This is a genomic window from Stenotrophomonas sp. STEN240, assembly GCF_056756175.1.
The window spans coordinates 16,467-34,177 of sequence record NZ_JBRRBO010000036.1 but is presented as its reverse complement, the minus strand read 5'-3'; the positions used below and the strand labels follow the sequence as shown (position 1 = coordinate 34,177).

The 17,711-nt window shown below is 65.0% G+C and carries 13 protein-coding genes; 11 read left to right on the top strand and 2 right to left on the bottom strand.

Features of this window, described 5'->3' with window-relative positions; all coding sequences use genetic code 11:
* Positions 1-13: 13 nt before the first annotated feature.
* The 7 genes from rseP to ACVOKO_RS14410 all read left to right on the top strand — a co-directional run bounded on the left by rseP (position 14) and on the right by ACVOKO_RS14410 (position 8,429).
* Entirely contained in the window at positions 14-1,372 is a 1,359-nt protein-coding gene (gene rseP, locus ACVOKO_RS14440) for an RIP metalloprotease RseP (RefSeq protein ID WP_346499598.1), read from the top strand.
* Between the two features lie 71 nt (positions 1,373-1,443).
* Entirely contained in the window at positions 1,444-3,909 is a 2,466-nt protein-coding gene (bamA, locus tag ACVOKO_RS14435; RefSeq protein ID WP_346499597.1) for an outer membrane protein assembly factor BamA, read from the top strand.
* A gap of 359 nt (positions 3,910-4,268) precedes the next feature.
* Entirely contained in the window at positions 4,269-5,291 is a 1,023-nt protein-coding gene (gene lpxD / locus ACVOKO_RS14430; RefSeq protein WP_346499596.1) for a UDP-3-O-(3-hydroxymyristoyl)glucosamine N-acyltransferase, read from the top strand.
* Positions 5,288-5,746, top strand: a complete 459-nt coding sequence (fabZ, locus tag ACVOKO_RS14425; protein ID WP_346499595.1) for a 3-hydroxyacyl-ACP dehydratase FabZ — start codon at positions 5,288-5,290, stop codon at positions 5,744-5,746. The genes lpxD and fabZ overlap by 4 nt, the downstream gene beginning before the upstream one ends.
* An 18-nt stretch (positions 5,747-5,764) precedes the next feature.
* Positions 5,765-6,556, top strand: a complete 792-nt coding sequence (gene lpxA, locus ACVOKO_RS14420; protein WP_346499594.1) for an acyl-ACP--UDP-N-acetylglucosamine O-acyltransferase — start codon at positions 5,765-5,767, stop codon at positions 6,554-6,556.
* Entirely contained in the window at positions 6,553-7,773 is a 1,221-nt protein-coding gene (gene lpxB, locus ACVOKO_RS14415; RefSeq protein ID WP_430980791.1) for a lipid-A-disaccharide synthase, read from the top strand. The genes lpxA and lpxB overlap by 4 nt, the downstream gene beginning before the upstream one ends.
* A 29-nt stretch (positions 7,774-7,802) precedes the next feature.
* Positions 7,803-8,429, top strand: a complete 627-nt coding sequence (locus ACVOKO_RS14410; RefSeq protein ID WP_430980792.1) for a ribonuclease HII — start codon at positions 7,803-7,805, stop codon at positions 8,427-8,429.
* Between the two features lie 16 nt (positions 8,430-8,445).
* Here ACVOKO_RS14410 and ACVOKO_RS14405 read toward each other — a convergent pair whose 3' ends face one another.
* Complete coding sequence (locus tag ACVOKO_RS14405) at positions 8,446-8,784, bottom strand: hypothetical protein (protein ID WP_346499592.1); 339 nt, start codon at positions 8,782-8,784, stop codon at positions 8,446-8,448.
* Positions 8,785-8,950: 166 nt separating this feature from the next.
* Complete coding sequence (locus ACVOKO_RS14400) at positions 8,951-11,185, bottom strand: winged helix-turn-helix domain-containing tetratricopeptide repeat protein (protein WP_346499591.1); 2,235 nt, start codon at positions 11,183-11,185, stop codon at positions 8,951-8,953.
* Positions 11,186-11,330: 145 nt separating this feature from the next.
* On the opposite strand from ACVOKO_RS14400, the gene ACVOKO_RS14395 reads away from it, so the two are divergent.
* From ACVOKO_RS14395 to ACVOKO_RS14380, 4 genes are all read left to right on the top strand, one after another.
* Complete coding sequence (locus tag ACVOKO_RS14395) at positions 11,331-11,978, top strand: hypothetical protein (protein ID WP_346499590.1); 648 nt, start codon at positions 11,331-11,333, stop codon at positions 11,976-11,978.
* 211 nt (positions 11,979-12,189) lie between these two features.
* Complete coding sequence (gene dnaE, locus ACVOKO_RS14390; protein ID WP_346499589.1) at positions 12,190-15,780, top strand: DNA polymerase III subunit alpha; 3,591 nt, start codon at positions 12,190-12,192, stop codon at positions 15,778-15,780.
* 76 nt (positions 15,781-15,856) lie between these two features.
* Complete coding sequence (locus tag ACVOKO_RS14385) at positions 15,857-16,816, top strand: acetyl-CoA carboxylase carboxyltransferase subunit alpha (RefSeq protein WP_346499588.1); 960 nt, start codon at positions 15,857-15,859, stop codon at positions 16,814-16,816.
* Positions 16,817-16,842: 26 nt separating this feature from the next.
* The gene (locus ACVOKO_RS14380; RefSeq protein WP_346499587.1) at positions 16,843-17,598 is read left to right on the top strand and encodes a tetratricopeptide repeat protein; all 756 of its coding nucleotides are present in this window, start codon (positions 16,843-16,845) and stop codon (positions 17,596-17,598) included.
* The last annotated feature ends 113 nt before the right edge of the window (positions 17,599-17,711 follow it).

The following is a 17,711-nucleotide window of genomic DNA, read 5'->3' as shown; positions in this document are numbered from 1 at the left end:
CCGAGCTGCGCCCATGGCTGACTTTTTGGGGTCTGTGTGGTGGATGATCGTCAGCCTTGGCGTGCTGGTGACGTTCCATGAATTCGGCCATTACTGGGTTGCCCGCCGCTGCGGGGTAAAGGTACTGCGCTTCTCGGTGGGCTTCGGCAAGCCGCTGTGGAGCCGCCGCAACCGCAACGGTACCGAATTCGCCATCGCCGCCATCCCGCTCGGTGGCTACGTGAAGATGCTCGACGAACGCGAGGTCGAGGTCCCGGCCGGTGAACGCGCGCTCGCCTTCAACAACAAGACCGTCTGGCAGCGCATCGCCATTGTGGCTGCCGGCCCGATTGCCAACCTGATCCTGTGCATCGCCCTGCTCTGGGCGATGTTCGTGATCGGCCGCCAGGACTACTCGGCCACCATCGGCCGCACCACCGGCATGGCCGCGCAGGCCGGTTTTGTCGCCGGCGACCGGGTGCTGGCGGTCGAAGACCGCAGCGTCGACACCTGGGCCGAGGCCAGCATGGCCTTCACCACGGCTGCAATGGACCGCCAGGATGCGCATGTACGCGTGCGCGACGCGCTGGACAACGAGCGCACCCGGGTGCTGCCGCTGTCGCAGCTGCCTGCCGGCTTCGATGAACGCCAGGTGCCGGTACAGGCGGGTTTCATCTGGCAGTTCTGGCTACAGCCGGCGCGGATCGACTCGGTGTCGGCGGATTCGGCCGCCGCCAATCTGCTGCAGCCCGGCGACCTGATCCTGGCCGTGGATGGGCAGCGCGTGGACAGCGCCGACCAGGTCACGCCGCTGATCCAGCAGCTTGGCCAGCGTGGCGGCCCGGGCATGATCGAGGTCGAACGCGGCGGTGACCGTCTTGCACTGGAGCTGACTCCCCAGGCCGGGCAAGGCCCGGACGGCAAGCCGCGCTGGTTGATCGGCGTGGGCTTCGCCACCGGCCAGACCCCCGCCTACGACGCCCGCCAGCAATACGGCGTACTGGCCGCTTTCCCGGCCGCCGTGCGCGAAACCGGCAAATTGGCCAGCGATTCGCTGGGTATGATGCGGCGCATGCTTACCGGGGCGGCCTCGGTCAAGAACATATCCGGGCCGATCACCATTGCCCGGGTGGCCAACGCCTCGGCTGAACGCGGGGTGGACTGGTTCCTGTATTTCCTGGCTTTGCTGTCGCTGAGCCTGTGCATCATCAACCTGTTGCCCATCCCCGTCTTGGACGGCGGGCACCTGCTGTATTACCTTATCGAGTTGGTCAAGGGCAGCCCGCTTAGCGAGCGTGCCATGGCTGCCGGCCAATACATCGGTCTGGCGCTGTTGGCCGGGTTGATGGGACTGGCGTTCTACAACGACATTCTCAGCCTGGTCCCGCGATGAACTTTTTCCCGTTGTCGTCGTCTTACGCCGGCACCCACGCATTATCGAAATCGACTCCAACCGGACGTGATATGACGCGACTTCCCAATCGCCGCTTGCTGGCCCTCGCACTTGCTGCTGGTCTGGCCCTGCCTGTGCTCGCACAGGCAGCCGAGCCCTTTACCGCCAGCGACATCCGCGTGGACGGCCTGCAGCGCATTTCCTCCGGCACCGTATTCACCTACCTGCCGGTGGAACGCGGCGACGTGGTTGACGACGCCAAGACCGGCGACACCATCCGTGCGCTGTACAAGACCGGCTTCTTCGAAGACGTGCAGCTGGACCGCCAGGGCGACATCCTCGTCGTCACCGTCAAGGAACGCCCGGCGATCAACAAGTTGACCGTCACCGGCAACAAGGACATCAAGAGCGAGCAGCTGCTCAAGGGCCTGAGCGACATCGGCCTGAGCGAGGGCGGCACCTTTGACCGCCTGAGTCTGGACCGGGTGACCCAGGAGCTGCGCCGCCAGTACAACGACCGTGGCAAATACAACGTGGAAATCACCCCGACGGTGAGCCCGCTGGACCGTAACCGCGTCGACGTTGCCATCGCCGTCAAGGAAGGCAAGGCGGCCAAGATCCGCCACGTCAACCTGATCGGCACCGAGAAGTTCCCGGCCGAGGACATCCTGGACCTGTGGGAATCCAAGGAGCACAACTGGGCTTCGTGGTACCGCCGCGACGACCAGTACTCCAAGGAAAAGCTGTCCGGCGACCTGGAAAAGCTCAACTCCTGGTACCTGGACCGTGGCTACGTCGATTTCAGCATCGACTCCACCCAGGTCTCGATCAGCCCGGACAAGCGTGACATGTTCGTCACCGCCGGCGTGACCGAGGGCGAGCAGTACAAGATTTCCGACATCAAGGTCACCGGCGACACCGTCCTGCCGCAGGAAGACGTGGAGAAGATGGTCATCCAGAAGAGCGGCGATACCTTCTCGCGCGCCCTGCTGGAGTTCAGTGCCGACGGCATCACCAACAGCCTGTCCAACGTTGGCTATGCCTTCGCCAAGGTCAACCCGATCCCGACCAGCAACCGCGCCGACCGTACCGTGGCGGTGAACATGCAGGTCGTGCCGGGCCCGCGCGTATCCGTGCGCCGCATCGTGTTCAAGGGCAACTCGCGCACCAGCGACGAGGTCTTGCGCCGTGAAATGCGCCAGTTCGAGAACAGCTGGTACTCGCAGGCCGCGATCGACCGTTCCAAGATCCGCCTGCAGCGCCTGGGCTACTTCGAGTCGGTCGACGTCGAGACCCAACCGGTCACCGGCAGCAACGACCAGGTCGATGTGGTCTACAACGTCAAGGAAACCACCTCGGGCAGCTTCGTGTTCGGCCTGGGCTATTCGCAGTCCTACGGCATGACCACCTCGGTGCAGCTGTCGCAGAACAACTTCCTCGGCGGCGGCAACCGCGTGTCGGTCGAAGCGTCGCGCAGCAGCTATCTGCAGCGCTATGGCTTCTCCTACACCAACCCCTACTTCACCGACGACGGCGTCTCGCTGGGCTACAACCTGTCCTGGCGCGAGCTCGATTACTCGGACTTCAACACCGCCCAGTACAACAGCACCAACGGTTCGGCGCAGGTGGTGTTCGGCATTCCGATCACCGAGAACGATGCGTTCTCGCTGATGTTCGGCATCGACAGCAACCAGATCACCACTTACTCGGGCTATACGCCACAGTCGATCATTGATTACATCGATGCGGTCGGCACGCGTACGTTCCACTCCTGGCGTTCGGAGCTGGGCTGGGCACGCGACACCCGTAACGATTACTTCATGCCGACCCGCGGCACCTACCAGCGCCTCGGCCTGGAAACCACGCTGCCGGGTTCGACGGTGGAGTACTACAAGCTCAGCTACCAGTTCTCCAAGTACTGGCCGATCATCCCGTCGCTGGTCATCAATACGCGTCTGGAACTGGGCTACGGCGACTCCTACGGCAGCGACAAGGTCCGTGATATCTGCTGGAACGACATCCCGGGCACCCCCGGTACGCCGGCCACCGGTACCACCCCGGCCGTACCTGGTACCTATCCCACCACCGAGGTGGTCGACTGCGGCACCAACCCGACCGCCAACCACCGCCAGGTGCGCGCGACCGGCCTGCCGTTCTTCGAGAACTTCTACGCCGGCGGCACCAACTCGGTGCGCGGCTTTGAAGACAACACCCTGGGCCCGCGCTCGGAAATCATCGGTGGCTATTACAACGGCCAGCCGCTGGGTGGTTCGGTGAAGACGGTCGGCTCGATCGAAGCCTACTTCCCGAAGCTGTTCGACAGCCCGTCGGCGCGCGTTTCGGCGTTCTTCGACTTCGGCAACGTCTACAACGGCACCAAGAACTTCAAGGCCAACGAACTGCGCGCTTCGGCCGGTGTCGCCCTGCTGTGGCGCGCCCCGGTTGGCCCGATCTCGATCAGCTATGCCTTCCCGTTGAAGAAGGAAGACGGCGATGAGATCGAGCGCCTGCAGTTCACCTTTGGTGGTCAGTTCTAAATAGAACTGACCCGCTCACCCGGGGTGAAGCCCCGGGTACCGAAGATTGCGCCATGGCGCAATCTTCGGGCGCGGTTCGGTCTTCCGATTCCCCGCGCCTGTCGGCGCGCCCCCTTTACCAAAGGGGGCTTTACACCAGATTTACCGCCTCAGCCGGCCCCGGGAAGCGAATCATTCCCGGGGTTTGTTTTTAAGGGTCCCGCGCTTGCACTCCGCGGAAACTGACTTTCGTGGCAACGCTGCGCACCCTCCAGAACACCTGCACTTTCGGGCCCCTCGCCCACCCGCTGCCCTTGCCTCGCAAGGGTGATAACGTCCGCTCGCATGACCGCCATCGGCGCAAACGGTAAACTTGCTGCGTGAATACTCCTACCTATACCGCTCAGGAACTTGCCGACCGTTTCGGCCTGCAGGTGCACGGCGACCCGTCGGTTGCCATCCATGGCGTCGCCACACTGGCCCACGCCGGCCCAGGGCAGCTGACGTTCCTGGCCAATCCGCGCTACCGGGCACAGCTGACCGACAGCAAGGCGTCAATCGTGCTGCTGCGCGCCGATGACGCCGAGGCTGCACCGGGCACCGCCTTGATCGCCAAGGACCCGTACACCACCTTCGCCAAGATCGGCGCACTGTTCGAGACCGTGCCAGTACGCGAGCCCGGCATCCACCCCAGCGCGGTCATCGACCCCAGCGCGACGGTGGCGGCCAGCGCGCATATCGGACCGCACGTCTGCATCGGCGCGCGCAGTGTGATCGGCGAAAGCTGCATCATCGGCGCCGGCAGCATCATCGGTGACGACTGCGTGGTCGAGGCCGGCAGCGAACTGCTGGCCCGCGTCACCCTGGTTGCCCGGGTCAAGCTGGGCAAGCGCGTACGCATCCATCCCGGTGCCGTGCTCGGCGCCGAAGGCTTCGGCCTGGCGATGGACAACGGCCACTGGATCAAGGTGCCGCAGCTGGGCGGCGTTCGCATCGGCGACGACTGCGAAATAGGCGCCAATACCTGCATCGATCGCGGCGCACTGGAAGACACCACGCTGGACGAAGACGTGCGCGTGGACAACCTGGTGCAGATCGCACACAACGTACAGATCGGCGCACACAGCGCCATCGCAGGTTCCACCGGCATTGCCGGCAGCGCCAAGATCGGCCGCTACTGCCTGCTCGGCGGTGCGGTGGGTGTCGTTGGCCATCTGGAAATCTGCGACCACGTCGTCATCACCGGCAAGTCGGTGGTGCGCAATTCAATTACCGAACCGGGCGAGTACTCGTCCGGCACCCCATTGACTGACAACCGCACGTGGCGCAAAAACGCCGCGCGCTTCAAGCAGCTCGATTCGCTGGCACGGCGCATCCTGGCTGTGAGCAAGGAGAAAGAATGAACGCACCACTGCAGATGCCCATCGACGTCAACACCATCCAGACGTTGATCCCGCACCGCTATCCATTCCTGCTGGTCGACAAGGTCGTCGACCTCGATGTGGAAGCCAAGCGCATCATCGCCCACAAGAATGTGACCATCAACGAGCCCTACTTCCAGGGTCACTTCCCGGGCCAGCCGATCATGCCGGGCGTGCTGATCATCGAAGCGCTGGCGCAGGCCGGTGGTGTGCTCACCCAGCTCAGCCTGGGCCGCGACGCGCAGTCCAAGCTGTTCTACCTGGTCAAGGTGGACAACGTGCGCTTCATGAAGCAGGTCGTGCCCGGTGATGTGCTGGAACTGCACGTGCAGGTCAAGCGCATGATCCGCAACATGGCGGTCTACTACGGCGAAGCCAAGGTGGACGGTGAAATCGTTGCACACGCCGAAGTGCTGTGCGCCGGCACCCGCGAATAACCTGGCTGGAGCAACCCGATGAGCGACAGCGCCCCTCTGATTCACCCTACCGCGGTCATTGACCCTTCGGCCAAGCTCGGCCAAGGCGTGCGCGTGGGTGCATTCACCCTGATCGGCGCCGATGTCGAAATCGGCGACGGCACCGAAGTGGGCCCGCACTGCAGCGTCCACGGCCCGACCCGGATCGGCCGCGACAACCGTTTCATCGGCCATGTCGCCGTCGGCGGCGAGCCGCAGGACAAGAAGTTCGGCGGCGAACGCACCGAGCTGGTGATTGGCGACCGCAATGTATTCCGCGAGTTCGTCACCCTCAGCCGCGGCACTGTCGGCGGCGGTGGTGTCACCACCATCGGCAACGACAACTGGATGCTGGCCTACGTGCATGTCGCCCATGACTGCCATGTGGCTGATCACTGCGTGTTTTCCAACAACACCACGCTGGCTGGGCATGTATCGGTCGGCAACTGGGTGATCATCAGCGGCTTCGCCGGTGCACACCAGTTCTGCCGCATTGGCGATCATGCCTTCCTCGGCATGGGTGCATTGGTCACCGGTGACATCCCGCCGTTCACCATGGTCGGCATCGACGGCCACGGCCGGCCGCGCGGCATCAACAGCGAAGGCTTGAAGCGTCGCGGTTTCGATGCCGAACGGATCAGCGCGATCAAGCGCGCCTACCGCACCATCTACGTGGCCGGCGTGCCGCTGGCCGAAGCCAAGCTGGCCTTGGCCGAGCAGGCGCTCAGCAGCGATGACGTCAAGCAGATGCTGGACTTCATCGAGCACGGCGAGCGCCCGCTGCAGCGATGATGAGCACCGCAACCCGGGATACAGGCTTTGCCGCAGGCCGCAGGCCGCGCATCGCGCTGGTGGCAGGTGAAGCCTCGGGCGACCTGCTTGGCGCGGGCCTGATCAAGGCGTTGCGTGCACGCTACCCCGATGCCGAATTTGCCGGTATCGGCGGCGATGCGATGCGCAATGCCGGCTGCGAAACCTGGTTCGACGCCAGCGAACTGGCGCTGATGGGTCTGGCCGAAATCCTGCGCCACCTGCCGCGCCTGCTGAAACTGCGCAAGGCATTCCGGCAGCGCGTGCTCGACTGGCAACCGGATGTATTCATCGGCATCGACGCACCGGATTTCAATCTTGGCGTGGAGAAGTGGCTCAAGCAACGCGGCCTGCGCACCGTGCACTACGTCAGCCCGTCGGTCTGGGCCTGGCGCGAGAAGCGTGCGGAGAAGATCGGCGCCAGCGCCGACATGGTGCTGTGCCTGTTCCCGATGGAACCACCGATCTACGCTCGTCACGGCATCGATGCACGCTTCGTCGGTCACCCGATGGCCGACGAGATCCCCTTGCACAGCGACCGCGAGCAGGCGCGCCAGGCGTTGGGCATTCCCGAACACGCCAAGCTGCTTGCGGTGCTGCCCGGCAGTCGCCTTGGCGAAGTGAGCCGGCTCGGCCCGCCGTTCTTCGCCGCGGCCTGGCAGTTGTGCGAGCAAGACCGCAACCTGCACATCGTCGTACCTGCGGCCAATGCCAAGTGCAAGGCCTTGATCAGCGAGCAGATCCGCGCCGGCGCCCTGCCCAGCGCGCGCGTCCACCTGCTCGATGGCAAGGCGCGTGAAGCAATGACCGCCGCCGATGTGGTGATGCTGGCCTCCGGCACCGCCACCCTGGAAACCATGCTGGTCAAGCGCCCCATGGTGGTGGGCTACCGCGTGGCCGAGCTCACCTACCGCATCGTCAAGGCGCTGGGCCTGATCAAGGTCAACCGCTACGCCTTGCCCAATGTGCTGGCAGGCAAGGACCTGGCGCCGGAGCTGATCCAGCACGACTGCACCCCGGACAGGCTGGCCGCCGCCGTGAGCCATTGGTTCGAACATCCCGAACAGGTTGACGGCCTGCAGGCCGACTACCGCCAGCTGCACCAGCAACTGCGCCAGGATGCCTCGGCACGCGCGGCGGTGGCCATCGCCAGCCTGCTGCAGCCTGCGAACCGGCCCGCCAAGGGACCTGCACCGTGAAGCGTGCGCGCCCGACGCCGGGTGAGTCGCTGATCGGGCAAGCCTCGCTGTTCTCCCCCGCAGCAATCGCCGACCCCGAATTCCGCCTGCATGCCGGCGTCGATGAAGCCGGTCGTGGACCACTGGCCGGGCCCGTCGCTGTGGCAGCGGTGGTATTCGATCCACAGCGGCCACGCCTCAATGGCCTGGACGACTCCAAGGCGCTGACCGCACTGCGCCGCGAGCAGCTCTACGACCGCATCATCGAGCGTGCTCTGGCCTACAAGATCATCATGGTCGACGTGGCGCAGATCGACAGCCTCAACATCTTCCAGGCCACCATGCAGGGCATGCGCCTGGCGGTGGAAGGCGTGGCGCATGTAGCGCGCTTGGCCCGCATCGACGGCAACAAGATTCCCAAGGGCCTGCCCTGCCCGGCCGAGGCACTGATTGGCGGCGATGCACTGGACCGCAGCATCATGGCCGCCTCCATCCTGGCCAAGGTCAGCCGCGACCGCTACATGCTGGAACTGCACCAGCAGCATCCCGAGTACGGCTTCGACCAGCACAAGGGCTATGGCACGCCGTTGCATATGGCCGCACTGCGGGCACATGGCCCGTGCCCGCAGCACCGTCGCAGTTTCGCCCCGGTCCGTGCCTGCCTGGAACCTTGCTGAGGCCGCGCCTTGCCGCTCAACGCGGCATGATCTTGATACCTGGATCGAGGTGATGTGAGCCGATACGCACGTCGTATTTGATATCGCTTTCGGCGCTCACTTCCTTGGCGGTGATCAGTACTTCCTGTCGCCGGCCCATGCGCTGGGAAAGGAAATCCTTCTGCCCATCACTTCCCGCCACGCCTTGACGTGCGGGATCCACCGGTGACTCGGCGAACGCCAACTCGAAGGGCTCCAGCGCATTCTCCGCAGTGCGCCACAGCACCCGGGTTCCGCTGCGTACCACACAGGTTTCCGGCGTTATGACCGGCCCTCCCGGGCCAAGCACCACGTCTACGTAAACCAGCTTGAGCATTTGTGCCGGCGGGCTCGCCGGACACGGTACAGGCTCGCTTGGCGGTGCTGCCGGCAGCGTGCAGCAAGCCGCAACACCCACGGAAAGAACAACACAGACCCACACTCTGTAGTTCATGACGACAACTCCTCGATGAGGTCCGCCGCCCCGGACAGGAAAAACCGGTTCACTCCCGCCGCTCTCCATTGCCTACCGCCGCATAGCGCTGCAATGACAGCAGTGCATCGATGCGCTGTTGCGGAATGCCCTGCTTCAACGCGGTCTCAACACAGCCATGCGCGCCAGGCCGGTCGCCGAGCAGGGTCAGTGTCTGCGCACACCACAGCGCGACCTCGGCTGTCTGCGTGCCCAGCGTACGCGCCGCCTGCAGATCGGCCAGCGCGCGCGCACGTTCGCCAAGATTGGCCCGGTACCAGGACAGCACCGCCAGCGCGTAGGCATCGTCGCGGCGCACATCCACGTATTGCTGGGCCAGATGCGCCGCGCGCAGATAGGGCGCCTGCGCCTGCGCAGCGGTAGCCGGCGCAGCGGCCAACGCATCGGCCAGATTGCCCCAGTGCAGATAGTCTTCCGGCTCCAGCATGGTTGCCTGCTGGAACAGTTCAGCGGCGAGTGCGTACTCGCCATGATCGAATTTCATCGTGCCGAGGTTGGTCAACGCACCGGCATTGGGCTCGATAGACAAGGACATGTTGAACGCGTGCCCGGCCTGCACGGTGTCGCCCTGGGCCAGATACAAGCCGCCCAGGCTGCCCCACAAGCGACTGTCCTCCGGCTGCAGCACGGTGGCGGTGACAAACGCATCTATCGCCTTGGGCACATCGCCGCGCAGCCAATGGTGGTAGCCGAGCAGGCGGAAGATCTGCGCATCGCTGGGCCGCGCCGCGATCGCCTGCTGGAAGGCCTGCAGGGCCTGTTTCTCCTGGCCGAGCGCGGCATAGGTGCGGGCCTGCCCGACCAGCCCATCGGCGCGCAGTGCCGGGTCGTCGATGACCTGCTGGTAAAGCCGCAGCGCTTGTTCGTTCTGGCCACTGACCCGGGCGATTTCCGCCATCGCCAGGCTTACCTCGCGCAGATCCGGGTCCATTGCCTGCGCCCGCGCGCAGGCCTGTCGCGCGCGGGTAAACGCCTCCGCGTCGCTGACCCCTTCCAGGCGCGCGATCTGCGCGCGGCAGATGCCGGCCTGCGCTCGCGCAAAATGCGGGTCGATCGCCAACGCCTGGGTAAACGCCGCCATTGCCCGCTCATTGCCGGCCTCGCCAACGGGGCGTTGCAACAACGCCAGCCCACGCAGATAGGCGTCGTAGGCGTTGACGTCGTTGGTCGGGGTAAGCCGCTGGGCGATCCCGGATGTTTTCCCCGGCAGATGACCCAGCAAGGCGTGCACCACCTTGTTGGCTATCTCGCCCTGCAGCGCGAACACATCATTGATCTGGCGATCATAGGTTTCCGCCCACAGGGTGAAACCGGTATTCGTATCGGACAGCCGCGCACTGATCCTTACCCGCCCACCCTCGCGGCGCACACTCGCATCGAGCAAGGTCGCCACTCCCAGCCGCTGCCCGATCCGCCGCACATCGTCGCCTTCGGCGTCGCCATTGCCCGCGGCGGTGAGCTGCCGCGCTGCCACTTTCAAGCCGGGCACATTGGTCAGCGCATCGTGCATCTCCACCGCCAGCCCATCGGCAAAATAGCGATCGTCGGCAAAATAGCGATCGGCCGCATCATCGCTGAGGCTGCTGAATGGCATGACCGCGATGGAAGCACCGGCCACCACCGGACTGCGGCTCCACCACCAAACTGCAGCGACCAGCAGCATCAGCAACAGCAAGCCGGCGCCGATCAGCAATGCCCGCGACCGCAGCCACGTCGGCAACGACAGCCGCGGTGCCTCCCGCCACCATTGCAGAAACCGGTGCCGTGGCAACGGTTCGCGCGGCGGGTCCGCTTCGGCGGTGGCCTCCGCATTCAACTCAGTCGTGGCGTCGGCACCGGCCACATCTGAATCGGCGACCGGCGGCGCAGCCGAGGCTTCGACAGCGGCTGGCTCCGGCGGCAGCAAGGTGCCGATGAAGCGATAGCCCAAGCCATGTTGGGTCTGGATGTAGCGCGGCTCGTGCGAATGGTCATCCAGCGCGGAACGCAACTGGGCGATGGCCCGGGTCAGTACGCCCGGAGTGACATGTCGGTGGCCCCAGACCGCATCAAGCAGTTGGTCGCGCACCAGCAATTCATCGGCGTGACGAAGCAGCAGCAACAACACCGCGAACGCTTTGGGCTCCACCGACAGGAACTTGCCGTCACGGCTGAGCGTATGCGCCACCGTGTCCACCACGATGCCGTCAAAACGATAGCGATGGAGCAATTGACCTGTGTCACCAGGGTCTTCGACCGCACCCATCGGCAAGCCCTCATGAATTCCTCAGAAACCAGCGCAATGACTGTCTGAAGGCTCCGCCTGCCATCATGACCAATGCTACGCCCAAGCGGATGCTGGCGCTGCGTCCCACCTTCACGGACGCCCCTCCCCCCGCAGGAGCAACACCATGTACGCCATCCCCGACTCCCGCCTTCCGCTGCCGCAGGTATTGGACCGGTTCCCGTCCGGCGTCCCGCACCGCCGCAATCACGTCAACGACTATTTGTTGGTTCCGCGTGAAGTCGAATACTTCAACGGCTTCCTGGCGCTGCTGGGCCGCGCGCAACCGCCGCTGCAGACCGACCAGCTGGCCACCGCCGCCCGCAGCCTGAACGACGTTGCCTCAGGCGACGTGCCGTCGCCGTGCATCCAGCAGCGGATACGGCACGCCCATCTGCTGGAACAGCTGCTGCAGGACCGCGACTGGGAGCCCAACGCCGATATCAGCCGCGAACTCAAGCTGGTGGTTGCCTATCTTCATGCCAGCCGGCAACTGATCCCCGACACCGTCCCGGGCGTAGGCCATCTGGACCTGGCCATCGTGATCGACACCGCCTGGCCGAAACTGGCCACCGAGGTCGCCAACTTCGTCGACTACCAGCGCCTGCGCCACCTGGAGGCCGAACGCCAGGGCCGCAGCGACGATGCGATCACCTTCAACCGCAGCAGCTGGCTGGAGCTGCGTGAGATCGAAGCCCGGCTGCATGAGCACCAGCGCAGGGTCCGTGAAGGCAGCTATGCACCTGAACCGTTTACCTACTTCCGCATCCACTGACCGCAACACCCTCCGGCCCCAGCCAGAACGACCGCGCGCATGCTGGGGCCCCACGGGCCGGGCGTTGCCGGCACTGCCGCCAACGCCGGCGCAAGGCTGGCGGCCTGCTGGCAGGGGCCAGGCGCCGGGCCGGCGAGCGCGGCGGGGCATGTCAAGCCTTGCCCCACCCCGCCCCCGTCGCTACCCTGCATCGGCATAACTCTGGCCCCGCATGTCTACTTCTTCCCGTTTCGTCCATCTCCACGTCCACACCGAATTCTCGATGGTGGACTCCACCATCCGCGTGCCCGCCAAACCGGATCAGGCTGATCCGAAGAAGGCCAAGCAACCCAACCTGCTCAGCCGTTCGGTCGAAATGAAGGCGCCTGCGCTGGCGGTCACCGACCTGAACAACCTGTTCGCGCTGGTCAAGTTCTACAAGGCCGCCGAAGGCGTGGGCATCAAGCCCATCGCCGGTGCCGACCTGCTCATTGCTGAGGAAGGCCAGGACCCCTGGCGCATGACCTTGCTGTGCCGCGACCGCGAAGGCTATCTGAGCCTGTCGCGGCTGCTGACCCGCGCGTGGATGGAAGGCCACCGCAACGAAGGCGGCGTCGCCGTGCATCCGCAATGGCTGAAGGACGGCTGCAAGAACCTGTTTGCACTGGCCGGCCGCCACAGCCTGGCCGGGCGCCTGGCCGCCGAGGGCCGCCACGATCTGGCCGAGCAGCAGCTCGCCGACTGGCAGCGCGTATTCGGCGATGGCCTGCATCTGGAACTGACCCGCACCAAGCGCGATGGTGAAGAAGCCTTCAACCAGTTCGCGCTGATGGCTGCCGGCCAACGTGGCTTGCCGGTGATTGCCAGCAACGATGTGCGCTTCCTGTCGCCCAATGATTTCGAGGCGCACGAAGCGCGCGTCTGTATTTCCACCGGCCGCGTGCTCGACGACCCCAAACGGCCGCGCGAGTACAGCCGCGAGCAATACCTGAAAACGCCGGAACAGATGTGCGAGCTGTTCGCCGACATCCCCGACGCCATCGACAACACGCTGGCGCTGGCCGAGCGCTGCAACGTCGAGATGCGGCTGGGCACTTACTTCCTGCCCAACTACCCGGTGCCCGACGATCAGACCCTGGACACCTGGATCCAGAAGATCTCGCGCGACGGCCTGGAAGAACGCCTGCAGGTGCACCCGCTGGCGGCCGGCATGACCCGCGAGGATTACAACGCGCGGTTGGAGTTCGAGCTCGACACCATCATCAAGATGGGCTTCCCCGGCTACTTCCTGATCGTTGCCGACTTCATCCAGTGGGGCAAGAACCAGGGCATTCCGATCGGCCCCGGCCGTGGTTCCGGTGCTGGCTCGCTGGTGGCCTGGGCGCTGAAGATCACCGATCTGGACCCGCTGCCCTACAACCTGCTGTTCGAGCGCTTCCTCAACCCCGAACGCGTGTCGATGCCCGACTTCGACATCGACTTCTGCATGGACCGCCGCGACGAGGTGATCGACTACGTCGCGCGCAAGTACGGCCGCGAGCGCGTCAGCCAGATCATCACCTACGGCACCATGGCGGCCAAGGCAGTGGTGCGTGATACCGGCCGCGTGCTGGGCTTCCCGTACGGCCTGGTCGATGGCGTTTCCAAGCTGATTCCCAACATCCTGGGCATCCACCTGAAGGATGCACTGGGCAAGGGCAAGGAAGGCGCGAATTCGGAAATGGCCTCGGCCGAGCTGATCCAGCGCTACGAATCCGAAGACGACGTCCGCGACCTGATCGATCTGGCCCTGCAGCTGGAAGACCTGACCCGCAACGCCGGCAAGCATGCCGGCGGCGTGGTGATCGGGCCGGAGCCGCTGAGCGAGTTCTGCCCGCTGTACGCCGAACATGACGAAGGCGGCATCGGCCGCAATCCAGTCACCCAGTTCGACAAGAACGACGTCGAAGAAGTGGGCCTGGTGAAGTTCGACTTCCTCGGCCTGCGCACGCTGACCATCATTGATTGGGCGGTGAAGGCGATCAACAAGCGCCACGAGCGCGCCGGCATTCCGCCGGTCGATATCGCCCACATCCCGCTCGACGATGCCCCGACTTACAAGGACATCTTCGCCAACGGTAATACCGGTGCAGTGTTCCAGTTCGAATCCTCGGGCATGCGCCGCCTGCTGAAGGACGCGCGGCCCGACCGCTTCGAAGACCTGATTGCGCTGGTGTCGCTGTACCGTCCCGGCCCGATGGACCTGATTCCCTCCTTCAACGCGCGTAAGCACGGCCAGGAAGAAATCATCTATCCCGATCCGCGCACCGAAGCCATCCTGAAAGACACCTACGGCATCATGGTGTACCAGGAGCAGGTGATGCAGATGGCACAGATCGTCGGCAACTACTCGCTGGGCGGCGCCGATCTGTTGCGCCGTGCGATGGGCAAGAAGGTGCCGGCGGAGATGGCCAAGCACCGCGAGATCTTCCGCGAAGGTGCGGCCACCGGCGGCGTCGACGGCCCCAAGGCCGACGAAATCTTCGACCTGATGGAGAAGTTCGCCGGCTACGGTTTCAACAAGTCGCATGCTGCGGCCTACGCACTGGTCAGCTACCAGACCGCCTGGCTCAAGCGTCATTACCCGGCCGAGTTCATGGCCGCGACGCTGTCCTCGGACATGGACAACACCGACAAGGTGGTGGGCTTCCTGGCCGAGGTGAAGAACCTCGGCCTGACCGTGCTGCCGCCGCGCGTCAACGACTCGGCCTATATGTTCGAGGCGGCCAACGCCGACACCATCCGCTACGGCTTGGGTGCGATCAAGGGCGTCGGCCAGGGCGCGTGCGAAGCCGTGGTCGAACAACGCGAGCGCGGCGGCGAATATGCCTCACTGCTGGATTTCTGCGCGCGCGTGGAGTCGGGCAAGCTCAACCGGCGCACGCTGGAAGCCATGATCAACTGCGGCGCCTTCGACGGCGTCGGCAAGAACCGCGCAACCCTGGCCTTGCAGCTGCCGGAGGTGATCAAGGCCACCGAGCAGATCGCGCGCGAAAAAGCCTCCGGGCAGAACTCGCTGTTCGGCGCACCGGACCCGGTCACCACCGCCAGCCAGCTTGACCTGCCCGAGAGCAAGGAATGGCCGCTGGCACAGCTGCTCAACGGCGAGCGCGAAACGCTGGGCTTCTATCTCAGCGGCCACCCGTTCGACCCGTATGCCGATGACGTCAAGGAACTGGTCGGCACCGACCTCGGCGGCCTGGACAAGCTGATTGCACCAGCCTTCCCCTCCAAGGACGGCGAGAAGCGTGCCTGGCGCCAGGAATCCCCGGTGATCCTGGCCGGCATGGTCATTGGTGTACGCCGCAAGGGCGACAGCCAGGTCTTTGTGACGCTGGAAGACGGCAAGGGCCGGGTTGAATGCAGCGCGTTCTCCGATGGCTTGGCCGAGTTTGGCCATCTGATGACCAAGGACCGCATCCTGGTGGTCAAGGGCGGCCTGCGCGAGGACGAGTTCAATGGCGGCTATGCCCTACGCATGCGCCAGTGCTGGGACTACGAGCAGCTCTGCGCCGACCACGCCCTGCGCTTGTCGATGCGCGTCGATGGCCGTGGCGGCCCGATCTGGCAGCGTATCGACGCGCTGCTGGCGGCGCACCGCCCCGGCCGCACGCCGTTGCGGCTGGACCTGCTGCTCAACGGCAAGCCGGGCAGCATCGCCGGCATGCTGGACCTGGGTAGCAGCGGCTCGGTACGGGTCACGCCCAAACTGCTGGACGCCCTGCGTGAAGATCCGGCCGTACGCCGGGTCAAGGTCAAGTACAGCCCGCCTTGGGCCAACTGATTGTCCGGACGGACGCGTACGGGTTGATACGGCGCGTTCGGCTACACTTCCCCCCTTTCATTGCTGACGGTTTCCGATGAATCCGAATTACCTCGATTTCGAGCAACCCATCGCCGATCTGGAATCCAAGATCAAGGACCTGCGCAATGCCAGCGCTGGGCCGGCGGTCAATGTCGATGCCGAGGTCAAGGCGTTGGAAGACAAGCTGCGCCTGCGTACTGCCCAGATCTTCCGCAACCTGTCCTCGTGGCAGGTGCTGCAGGTGGCCCGCCACCCGTCGCGCCCCTACCCGCTCGACTACATCCGCATCTTCTGCGATGAGTTCCAGGAACTGGCCGGCGACCGCGCCTTCTCCGACGACAAGGCCATTGTTGGCGGCCTGGCCCGTATCGGCGGCCGCTCGGTGATGCTGATCGGCCACCAGAAAGGCCGCGACACCAAGGAAAAGGTCCGCCGCAACTTCGGCATGCCCAAGCCCGAGGGTTACCGCAAGGCGCTGCGCCTGATGAAGATGGCCGAGCGCTTCGGCCTGCCGGTGCTGACCCTGATCGACACCGCCGGCGCCTGGCCGGGTATCGATGCCGAAGAGCGCGGCCAGTCCGAAGCCATTGCCCGCAACCTGATGGAAATGGCCGAGCTGAAGGTGCCGGTGATCTGCACCGTGATCGGCGAAGGCGGCTCCGGCGGCGCGCTGGCACTGGGCGTGGGCGACCGTACCCTGATGCTGGAATACAGCGTCTACTCGACCATCAGCCCGGAAGGCTGCGCCTCCATCCTGTGGAAGGACGCCGGCAAGGCCAAGGATGCCGCCGAACAGCTGGGCATGACCGCCCCGCGCCTGAAGAGCCTGGGCCTGGTCGACAAGGTGATCCGCGAGCCGATCGGCGGCGCGCATCGCAACCCGACCCAGATGGGCAAGCGTTTGAAAGCCGTGCTGCTCAATGAGCTGGACATGCTGGAGAAGCTGTCGGTCGAGGAACTGCTGGCACGGCGCTATACCCGCCTGCGCAGCTACGGTGCCTACGAAGCGGCCTGAGCCGCTTCCACATCGGGGACACAGGGATGAGTCCGATCATTCTGCTTTCGTTGGTCCTGCAGGTTGCCTGCTGCGTACACGTCGTGCGCACCGGGCGGCCGCTGTACTGGGTTTTCATCCTGCTGGTCTTTTCGTACCTGGCGGTGCTGATTTATTTCATCGCCGAAGTACTGCCTGAGCTGCGCAACAACCCCAGCGCACGCCGCGGCCTGCGCCAGGTCCGCGACCAGATCGACCCGCAGCGCAGCAAGCGTGCGGCTGGCCAGCGCCTGCGCGTATCCGATACACCCGACAACCGCATGCGCCTGGCCCAGGAACACCTGGGCCGTGGCGAATACGCCGAGGCCGCGGCTTTGTACGAAGGTGCCTTGCGCGGGCTGCACCGCGAAGACCCCGACCTGATGCTGGGCCTGGCCCAAGCCCAGTACGGCCTGCAACAGCCAGCACAGGCGCGCAGAACGCTTGAAGCGCTGATCGCCGCCAATCCCAGTTTCCGCTCGCATGACGGCCACCTGCTGTACGCACGCACGGTGGAAGACAGTGCTGACATCGCGGCTGCCGTGCACGAGTACGAAGCACTGATCGGTGGCTACCCGGGTGAGGAAGCACGCCTGCGCTATGCCCTGCTGCTCAAACGCGCCGGCCGCGACGATGATGCTGCCAAGCAGCTGCAGAACATCCTCGACCGTGCCGAAACCTCGCCACGCTATTACCAGCAGGCGCAACGCACCTGGATCGATGCCGCACGCAAGGAACTACGGCAGCTGGCGCCGGCGGGCTGAGCCCTCCTGTTGGCTTGTGGGAGCGGCGTCAGCCGCGAAGCTGACCCTACCAAAGCCCTTGGCACCCATGCCATCTGATGATGTACTTGCTTCGCGGCTGACGCCGCTCCTAC